This window comes from Clostridia bacterium (assembly GCA_017620395.1).
Lineage (GTDB): Bacteria > Bacillota > Clostridia > Oscillospirales > RGIG8002 > RGIG8002.
In genome coordinates this window covers 1-9325 of record JAFZQJ010000023.1, presented here as the reverse complement: position 1 = coordinate 9325, position 9325 = coordinate 1, and the positions used below count along the sequence as shown (strand labels likewise).

Below are 9325 nucleotides of genomic sequence, written 5' to 3'. Positions count from 1 at the left end.
GTCGCACAGCGCGATATGGAGGACCAGATCCTCGACAACATGGAGCTGGAGCGCGAGCGCGGCATCACGAGAAAGGCGCGCGCCGTCAAGCTCAACTACCACGCGGACGACGGGCAGGAGTATATCTTCAACCTCATAGACACCCCCGGCCACGTCGACTTCAACTACGAAGTCAGCCGTTCCCTCGCCGCCTGCGAGGGCGCGCTGCTCGTCGTGGACGCGGCGCAGGGCATCGAGGCGCAGACGCTGGCGAACACCTACCTCGCCGTCGACGCCGACCTCGAGCTCGTGCCGGTCATAAACAAGATAGACCTGCCCGCCGCCGACCCCGACCGCGTCAAAGAAGAGATCGAGGAGGTCATCGGCATCCCCGCCGACGAAGCGCCCCTCGTCTCCGCGAAGACGGGGCAGAACGTCCGCGACGTGCTCGAAGCCGTCGTCAAGCACATACCCGCGCCGCAGGATAACGACGATAAGCCGCTGCGCGCGCTGATATTCGACAGCTACTACGACAGCTACAAGGGCGTTATCGTCTATATCCGCGTGATGGACGGCGTGCTCAAAAAGGGCGCGCGCATAAAGATGATGGCGACCGGCGCGGAGTTCGACGTCGTCGAGGTCGGCAATATGCGCGCGACCTCGCTCGAACCCCTTAACGAACTTCGCAGCGGCGACGTCGGCTACTTCACCGCGAGCATAAAGACGGTGAAGGACACAACCGTCGGCGATACCGTGACGACCGCGGAAAAGGGCGCCTCCGAGCCGCTGAAGGGCTACCGCGAAGCGCTGCCGATGGTCTTCTGCGGCATCTACCCCGTCGACGGAGCGCGCTACGGCGACCTGCGCGACGCGCTCGACAAGCTCAAGCTCAACGACGCGGCGCTCACCTTCGAGCCGGAGAACTCCGTCGCGCTCGGCTTCGGCTTCCGCTGCGGCTTCCTCGGCCTGCTCCATATGGAGATAATCGCGGAACGCCTCGAGCGCGAATTCAACCTCGACCTGATAATGACGATACCGAGCGTCGTCTATAAGCTGCATATGACCGACGGCAGCGTCCGCAGCATAGACAACCCGACCTACTACCCCAACCCCTCGGAGATAGACTACTGCGAGGAGCCGGTAATCAAGGCGACGATCCTCTGCCCGAACGAATACATCGGCGCGGTCATGGATCTCTGCCAGGAGCGCCGCGGAGTCTATAAGGATATGCAGCACGTCGCCGGCAGCCGCGTGGAGATACACTACGACCTGCCGCTCAACGAGGTCATCTACGACTTCTTCGACGCGCTGAAATCCCGCACGCGCGGCTACGCCTCCCTCGACTACGAGCTGAAGGGCTATCAGCGCGCGAACCTCGTCAAGCTCGACGTGCTGCTCAACGGAGAGATGGTGGACGCGCTCAGCTTCATCATCCACTCCGACCGCGCCTACGGACGCGCAAGAAAGATAACCGAAAAGCTGAAGGAAAACATCCCGCGCCAGCTCTTCGAGGTGCCTATCCAGGCGGCGATAGGCGGCAAGATAATCGCCCGCGAGACCGTCAAGGCGCTGCGCAAGGACGTCCTCGCCAAGTGCTACGGCGGCGACATCACCCGCAAGAAGAAGCTGCTTGAAAAGCAGAAGGAAGGCAAAAAGAAGATGCGCCAGCTCGGCACCGTCGAGATCCCGCAGGAAGCGTTTATGTCGGTATTGAAACTGGACGAATAGAAACAAAGCATAGTAAAAGCCGCGCCTGCAGGCGCGGCTTTTATATATTCACGATTAATCCTGAAACTCGCGGCGGCTTCGCTAATCGTCAAGCCGTCCGTCGTAAGTCTCGTTTTTTGATACGTCCAACCGTATGCCGTTTATCGTAACAACCGTGTCGGAATTCCAAACTACAGTTGCCTCAGACTCATGATAACGATAGTATATATTCTTCTTATCTTTGTTCTCGGTAGAATTATCGATGAGTACGCCGACAATGGAAAAGTCCACCGTTGCACCGCCGGCACCGTGATAAATCTCAAGAGTATAGCGTCCGTCGGGAGAATCGTATGACCATAAATAATCCCCTGTTTTCATAGAATCAAGACTTCCGAACACTATATCGCACGACGTCAGCAAAAGCGCAGCAGCCACGAGCAGCGGCAGAACGGTGAAGATGATTCTTTTTGTAGATTTTCTCACAGATTGGTCTCCTCCTGTTTCGGACTGTTTTTTAATATTTGAACGCATATGTTCGGAATGACACCTCATCCGTCTTGCCGCCTGCGGCGGCAATCCACATTCCCCTGAAGGGGAAGGCTCTTATTCCAAAAATCCGTTTGTTATCTGTTCGGCTGCAATCCTGCCAATCGTAATCTAACCGCCGCTAATCGTCGATGCGCCAGTCGTAGGTCTGGTTTCTCGCGACGTGCAGCTCTCTGCCGTTTATCGTGACCACGGAGTCGGATTTCCAGACGACCTCCGCTTCCGATTCGTTGTGGCTCCAGTAGATATTCTTCGTATCTTTATTCTCCTTGTCCTTCGAGTCGTTGTCGACAAGCTCGCCCCTGATGCAAAATTCGCCCGTATCCTCGTCCTGCACCAGATAGATATTGACGGTGTAATGCCCGTTGATCGAGTCGGCGGATTTCACGAACACGCCGTCCGGAATGCCTATGACTTTGCCGAACAGTCTGCCCATCGTCGCGCACGCAGACAGCAGAAGCGTCGCCGCTATAAACAGCGGCAGAACGGTGAATACGACTTTTTTCGCGGATTTGCTCATGGTTGTTATCCTCCTGTTATGATCTGTGTTATCGGTTTTTTACTGTTGTATTCGGGATGACACCTCATCCGTCTTGCCGCCTTCCCCTCAAGGGGAAGGGTTTTTATTTCAAGAATCCGTTTGCGTCTTTAATACACTTCTTTGGAACCGATAAACTCGTCCGCCGTTCTCCAGCGGAGCTTTGACGCGCATATAACTGTCCCGTCATAATCATTTATCCCAGCTTCCGTTAATCCTCCGCAATCGCACCAGATAACGCAATCGTCTTTCAGTATCAAGGTCGAGTCAAGGATCTCGCAAGTGTAGTTTTCGTCGTTCGGAGAAAGCTTCAGATAATTCAATCCGGAGAACTCCATTTCGATAACGGAATGTTTTTCAGACTGCCGCTGTATTATTACTCTTAAAACCCGCTTGTCATTTACCGGATACATAGACAGATCATCGTTCACGTATGCTCCGCTTACGTATTTCAGCTCTTTGATGCAGCTGTCGTGAAACGCGTCGTGCGTCTCCATAAAGCGTGTCAGATCATTTTCGTTGCTTATTTCGTTCCACATATATGGCACCTCATCCGTCTTGCCGCCTTCGGCGGCAATCCACCTTCCCCTCAAGGGGAAGGCTTCCGCCGTCATTTCAAAAATCCGTTGATTATCTGCTCCTCGGCTTCTTTTTCCGTCAGGCCGAGGGACATAAGCTTCGTGAGCTGCTCGCCGGCGATCTTGCCGATCGCCGCTTCGTGAACGAGCGCGGCGTCGACGTTTTTCGCGTCGAGCGACGGGACCGCGAGCACGCGGGCGTTGTCCATGATTATCGCGTCGCACTCGGTGTGTCCGCTGCAGGGGGCTTCGCCGGTGATGCGCGCGTTGAAGGTCTGGGAGGAATCGTCGCGCGCGACGGAGCGCGAAACGACGTCCGCGGAGGAGTTCTCGCCCTTCAGCTCCACGACGTAGTCGCTGACCGCGTACTGCGAGCCGTGGGTCATAAGGCGCTCCTTGACGGTGAGGCGGGCGTTCTTCTTCAGCTCCGCGTAGTTCTTCCGCTCGGTGGAGTCGACTCCCTTTATCTGCTCCATCACCATCTCCATGGAGCTGTCTTCCTCCATATAGACCTCGGTGACGGGGTTGAGGATGCGCTTGCCGGAGCCGTCGCCGGAGCCGTAATGCTTCTCGACGTACTTCGCCTTCGCGCCCCTGCCGACGAAGAAGCGGTGGACGCCGTCGTGCTGCGAATCGCCCGCGCCGCAGTTGTCTATGCCGCAGCCGGCGACGATCAGCACGTCGCTGTCTTCGCCGATATAAAAGTCGTTATATACAGTTTCTTTGTAGCCCGTGTTGCTGAGCACCACGGGGATATGCACGCTCTCGTGCTTCGTGCCCGGCTTGATGTGTATGTCGATGCCGGTGCCGTCCGGCTTGGAGACGATCTCGATATTCGCGGTGCTGTTCCTGCCCGCGAGCTCGCCGTTGGCGCGGAAGTTATACGCGCCCTCCGGCACGGTGTGCAGGTCGGCTATCTCGCCGATAAGGCGTTTTTGTATCTCGTCAAGCTTTACCATTCCGGTCCCCTCCCTACTGCAGCTTCTCGCAGGCGGATTCCGGCGCGGAAGCGCCGGTCAGCTCCGTCAGAAGCTCCGTTCCGCCGCGGCGGGAGAGCTTCCCGTCCGCGATGACGATTATCTCGTCCGCGATCTGAAGGATGCGCTCCTGATGCGAGATTATGACGATGGAGCTGTCTTTTATCCCGGCGCGCATCTTCTCGAAGATGCGTATGAGGTTCTGGAAGCTCCAGAGGTCGATGCCCGCCTCCGGCTCGTCGAAGACGCTCAGGCGCGTGTTGCGCGCGAGCAGAGTCGCGATCTCGATGCGCTTCAGCTCGCCGCCGGAGAGGGAGGCGTTTATCTCCCTGTCGACGTAGTCGCGCGCGCAGAGACCGACCTCGGAGAGGTATTCGCACGCCTCGGATATGCTCAGCTCCCTGCCGGACGCCATGCGAAGCAGGTCCTTGACCTGTATACCCTTGAAGCGCACCGGCTGCTGGAACGCGAAGCTGATGCCGAGCTTAGCGCGCTCGGTGATATCCAGGCCGGTAATGTCCGCGCCGTCGAAGAAGATACGGCCGGAGGTCGGCTTTTCGACGCCCATGATTATCTTCGCGAGGGTGGATTTGCCGCCGCCGTTCGGGCCGGTGATGACGACGAAGCGACGGCTCTCCACCGTCAGCGAAACGTCGTCAAGTATCCTTTTCACGGCTCCGTTTTCGGAGACCTCGTAGGTTATATTTTTCAGTTCGAGCATCGTAACACCTCGTTTTTACGTCCTTCAGAATTCTATCCCCAGCGCGAGCTTCACCGCGTCCGCGGCGGAGTCCGCGAGCGGAACGCCGCTTGCTTCGAGCTCCCTGCCGCCCTGATGGCCGCCGCGCACGAGCACGCAGTCGCAGCCGACCGCCTTCGCTACCGCCGCGTCGTGCAGCGTGTCGCCGATGACGACGGCGCGTTCGGGCGAAAGCCCCTCGGCCGCGAAGTATTCGCGCGCGCGGTCGGTCTTGTCGCCGCAGTGGATGTTATCCGCGCCGAGCACGGCGGCGAAGCAGCCGTCGACGCCGTATTCGCGCAGCATCCGGCGGAGCTTGTTCTGCTCGAAGGCGGAGAGCACTATCTGCCGCACGCCCGCGTCCGCGGCCGCCTTCAGCGCGAGGCGGGTGCCTTCGCGCACCTCGCCGCCGTCAAGCAGCGCGTCGTAGTTGACGTTGAATTCGCGCAGAAGCTGCGTGACGTCGGTCTTCTCAAGGTCGAAAAGGCGCTCGTAAAAGCGGGTTATCGGCGTGTCTATGTAGTCGTAGTAGTCCGCCTCGGTTATCGGCGGCATACCGCGGTCGGCGAGGATGCGGTTGACCGAGCCGAGCGATACGCCCATATCGTCGATGAGCGTGCCGTTCCAGTCCCATATCACGCAGTCGTATTTCATTTTCCCCGCCTCCCCTCGTTCTCTTTCGCAGTATTATATTATAACAAAAAACGGAGCGCAGTTCAATACCCGCGCTCCGATTTTATTATTTGTTTTCGTCCGTTTAATTATCGTATGAGTAGGTGATCGACGACCTGCAGCCGAGACCGACGTTGAGCTTCGCGCCGGGCGAAATCACCATCGCCGCGCCGCTGAAGGTAAAGGCGTGAACGGCGTACTGCCCCGCCTCGATGCGGACGCCGTCAATGCTGCCGAAGCTGCCGGTCGCGATGGTGCCGGCCTCGTTGCTGCTTATTGTCAGCTCATTGATCTCGAGGTTATAGACCGCCTCGTCGCGTCCGTTGATGATGAAGCACTCGGCGTAAAGGCTGCCGTCCTGCTTCCAGCAGACGTAGCGCAGTCTCATGGTGACCTTGCCGGGATCGGCGGCGGTGTTGCTGCTCTCGAAGTAGTTGTTCGGATCATTCGACGGCGCTTCGGAGGAAGCGGGTTGGACGGAGGAAGCCGGCTGTTGAGACGAGGATTCCGGCGGAGCCTCCGTCGACTCGGAGGAGGACGATGACGATGACGACTCGGAGGACGGGCCGAAAAGCGTCGAGCCGCCGTTTCCGCTTCCCGAGGAGGAGCTTCCCTCTTCGGAGCCTCTGTTCCAGCCGAAAATGTCGGTCTGCTCCCCGCCCTGCGCGGGCTGATTTTCGTTTCCGCAGGCGGCGAGCGCGAAAACGAGCAGCGCCGCGATGATTATTGCCGTGAGTTTTTTCATATACGTTCCCTCTTTTCATAATTTGTTTTTGTTATACCGTGATTATAGCACATCCCGCACTCGTTTGCCGGTTCGATCGTCTTTATTCGCGTCTTTCGGGCGTCTTTCCCGGTGTCTTTCGGGAAGTCCGGCGACGGCAAAACGGGCGATTCGGAAAATAAACACAGGCCGGAAACCATAGTGGAATCCGGTCGTTTTGGCATCCCCGATTGGATTCGAACCAACGGCCTGTCGCTTAGGAGGCGACCGCTCTATCCTGCTGAGCTACGGGGACGTATTGAATTGTATTTCACGCTCGCCGCTTTATATGTAAAAAAAACGAGGGCGCCGAATCGGACGCCGATTTCACAAAGGCGGCGAGGCGACGAAATATTCGCTCGCGTTTTCCCGGTTTTTCGCGGCTTTTATTATTTCAAATCGTCTTCGGTGTAAAATCCGGAATCTATGAGTATCTCTGTATAACTGTCTTTGTCCACGACTTCGGGCTCGCAGACGAACGCCGGGACGGTTAAAACGCCGTTATCATATCTTTCACTGTCGTTTATCATCACGGTTCCGCCATTGACAAGCGACTTCATCATCTCCACGGCTCTTGAAGCGAGCGTTTCCGTATCGCAGAAGAGGGACATCGACTGCTTGCCGCTCAAAATGTATTTAACGTTTTCTTTTTCGCATCCCGAGCCGGTTATGATCGGCCACGCGCCTCTATAATTGTATTCGAGCGATTTCACGACGCCGCTTGCGCAGGAATCGCTTGAACACAATACCGCGTGAAGCGTCGTGCCGTCCGAATAATTTGCGAAAATGACAGCGTCCATTCTCGACATCGCCGCTTCACCGGCCCACGCCGCCGTCGCGACCTCTTTGAAATCGACCTTACCGGAACGGACGTTAAGTTTGCCCTCGTCTATATAGCGAGTAAGCACATCCATCGCGCCCGAAAACATCATACTCGCTTTTCCGTCGCCCGGATCTCCGGCGACAAACTCGATATTATACGGACCGGCGGTCGCATCAAGGTCCAGACTATCTCTGATATATTCCGCCTGTTTCTGACCTGTCATATACGAATCAAACGCGACGTAATAGGATACCGCGTCCGAATTCATCAGCATTCTGTCATAAGATATGACGGGAACGTTTTTTCCTTTGGCTGCGTCAAGGACGGTCCCGAGCGCCTCGCCCTCTACCGGCGCGATTATCAGATAGTTGCATCCGGAATTAAGCATATTCTCTATCTGCTCCACCTGCGTCGCGACATCGTTTGACGCGTAATCGAGAACTGCCGCGTATCCAAGCTCCGACAGCCCCTCTTTCATCAGGTCTCCCGCGCGGTTCCACACATCGTCGTCTTCGGTGGGCAGGGAAATGCCGATATTTACGATTCTGGTTCCTCCGACGGCGGGCTCCTCGGGCGGCGCGTTTTCAGCGCATCCCGCAAATACGCCGGCGATCATGGCGAGTGCAAGCAATATAACGACGGCTTTTTTCATAATGCAACTCCCTCTTCGGCTGTTCAGTGATATATTATCTTACGCCGATTTCAAGTGTTTTTGCGTCTGAATAAAATATGCCCGCCGGCGCGCCTGAAACGAATCGAACGTCCGCCCCTTCGCTTATGAGGAGCTTGTTATATCCGTTTAGCATAAGAGGCGTGTTCGGTTTCGTTTTGCAAATGCTATTATATATCCTCGGGCGGCGATTGTCAATATTTCTTTCCGAATTATTCCGCGACAAAAGTCTTCTGCGGCTATTGCTTTACGGCGTCCGATATGTTATTATAATACCTGTAAAACCAAGTGAACGGACGCGATAGAATGATAAACAAATACACCTACGAGCTCCACTCGCACACCTCCGAAGTCAGCGGCTGCGCGGAAGTCTCCGCCGCCGAGAGCTACCGCATGCACGAAAGCGCCGGATACGACGGCATCGTGATAACCGACCACTTCTACACCGACGCGCTGAACGACCGCTACGGTCCCGTCTGGGCTGACCGCGCCTACGGATATATGACCGGCTACCGCAAAATGAAGGAGCTCGCGCGCGACGGCTTCACCGTTATGTTCGGGCTGGAGTTCCGCTTCAACGGAACGTGCAACGACTACCTCGTCTTCGGCATCACGCCGGAGCTTTTCACCGCCACGCCCGACCTCGACCGCTACGACCGCGCGCGGCTGCGCGCTTTCGCGGACGAGAACGGCCTGCTCATCGTGCAGGCGCACCCCTTCCGCGGGAGCTGTACGCCCGACGACCCCTCGTTCCTCGACGGCGTTGAGGTCTATAACGGTCACCCCTGGCACGCCGAGCACAACGACCGCGCCCTCGCCTTCGCCGAGGAACACGGGCTGATAAAGACCTCCGGCAGCGACTTCCACCACCCCGGAATGCTCGCCAGAGGCGGCATCGCAACCGACTTCCCGATCCGCTCCGAGCGCGAGCTCGTTGAGACGCTGGAAAGCGGACGGTACGATTTGATCCGCACCAAAGGCTCTTACGTTGAATAGTCCCCGCGCTTTCATTCCTTTGAAAAGGGCGGACGCGATCCTTTTATTGAGTGAAAAACGATATAAAAAACGCTTTGGGCGCGCAAATCAGGGATACGCCGGTCTTAAAAAGGATCTTTTCGCGCCGGACTGCGTTGAAAGCGCTCGGAATACATAAAGTATTCCATCGCGCTTTCGCCTTGTCCGACACAAAAATCTCTCTTTTTAAGATGCGGAGCAGTTTTGAACGAGATGTTTATCGTTCAGGCAAAACAACAAAACAGCGGTCATACTTGATGTATGGCCGCTGTTTTTTGTGAAGCATGGGCGGGAAACAGCCGTTCAAAACCCGACTTAT

10 protein-coding genes and 1 tRNA gene are annotated in these 9325 nt (G+C 56.7%); 2 read left to right on the top strand and 9 right to left on the bottom strand.

Annotated elements, in window-relative coordinates:
* Positions 1 to 1707 (top strand): elongation factor 4 (gene lepA, locus J5441_05020; GenBank protein MBO4934511.1); only part of this gene is annotated, 1707 nt, incomplete at its 5' end.
* Positions 1708 to 1788: 81 nt separating this feature from the next.
* Here lepA and J5441_05015 read toward each other — a convergent pair.
* The 9 genes from J5441_05015 to J5441_04975 all read right to left on the bottom strand — a co-directional run bounded on the left by J5441_05015 (position 1789) and on the right by J5441_04975 (position 7977).
* Complete coding sequence (locus J5441_05015) at positions 1789 to 2169, bottom strand: hypothetical protein (protein MBO4934510.1); 381 nt, start codon at positions 2167 to 2169, stop codon at positions 1789 to 1791.
* Between the two features lie 184 nt (positions 2170 to 2353).
* Positions 2354 to 2752, bottom strand: coding sequence for a hypothetical protein (locus J5441_05010; GenBank protein MBO4934509.1), 399 nt, complete (start codon positions 2750 to 2752; stop codon positions 2354 to 2356).
* Between the two features lie 128 nt (positions 2753 to 2880).
* Positions 2881 to 3309, bottom strand: a complete 429-nt coding sequence (locus tag J5441_05005; GenBank protein MBO4934508.1) for a hypothetical protein — start codon at positions 3307 to 3309, stop codon at positions 2881 to 2883.
* Positions 3310 to 3380: 71 nt separating this feature from the next.
* Positions 3381 to 4307 carry a SufD family Fe-S cluster assembly protein gene (locus tag J5441_05000; protein MBO4934507.1) on the bottom strand — a complete coding sequence of 309 codons (927 nt, stop codon included), beginning with the start codon at positions 4305 to 4307 and terminating at the stop codon, positions 3381 to 3383.
* A gap of 13 nt (positions 4308 to 4320) precedes the next feature.
* Complete coding sequence (locus J5441_04995; GenBank protein ID MBO4934506.1) at positions 4321 to 5046, bottom strand: ATP-binding cassette domain-containing protein; 726 nt, start codon at positions 5044 to 5046, stop codon at positions 4321 to 4323.
* Positions 5047 to 5070: 24 nt separating this feature from the next.
* Entirely contained in the window at positions 5071 to 5718 is a 648-nt protein-coding gene (locus J5441_04990; protein ID MBO4934505.1) for an HAD family hydrolase, read from the bottom strand.
* A gap of 103 nt (positions 5719 to 5821) precedes the next feature.
* Positions 5822 to 6481 carry a hypothetical protein gene (locus J5441_04985; GenBank protein ID MBO4934504.1) on the bottom strand — a complete coding sequence of 220 codons (660 nt, stop codon included), beginning with the start codon at positions 6479 to 6481 and terminating at the stop codon, positions 5822 to 5824.
* A 197-nt stretch (positions 6482 to 6678) separates the two neighbouring features.
* Positions 6679 to 6755: transfer RNA gene (locus tag J5441_04980), tRNA-Arg, on the bottom strand.
* Between the two features lie 133 nt (positions 6756 to 6888).
* Positions 6889 to 7977 carry a substrate-binding domain-containing protein gene (locus J5441_04975; GenBank protein ID MBO4934503.1) on the bottom strand — a complete coding sequence of 363 codons (1089 nt, stop codon included), beginning with the start codon at positions 7975 to 7977 and terminating at the stop codon, positions 6889 to 6891.
* A 321-nt stretch (positions 7978 to 8298) separates the two neighbouring features.
* Here J5441_04975 and J5441_04970 point away from each other — a divergent pair, with 321 nt between their 5' ends.
* Positions 8299 to 8988, top strand: coding sequence for a PHP domain-containing protein (locus J5441_04970; protein ID MBO4934502.1), 690 nt, complete (start codon positions 8299 to 8301; stop codon positions 8986 to 8988).
* The last annotated feature ends 337 nt before the right edge of the window (positions 8989 to 9325 follow it).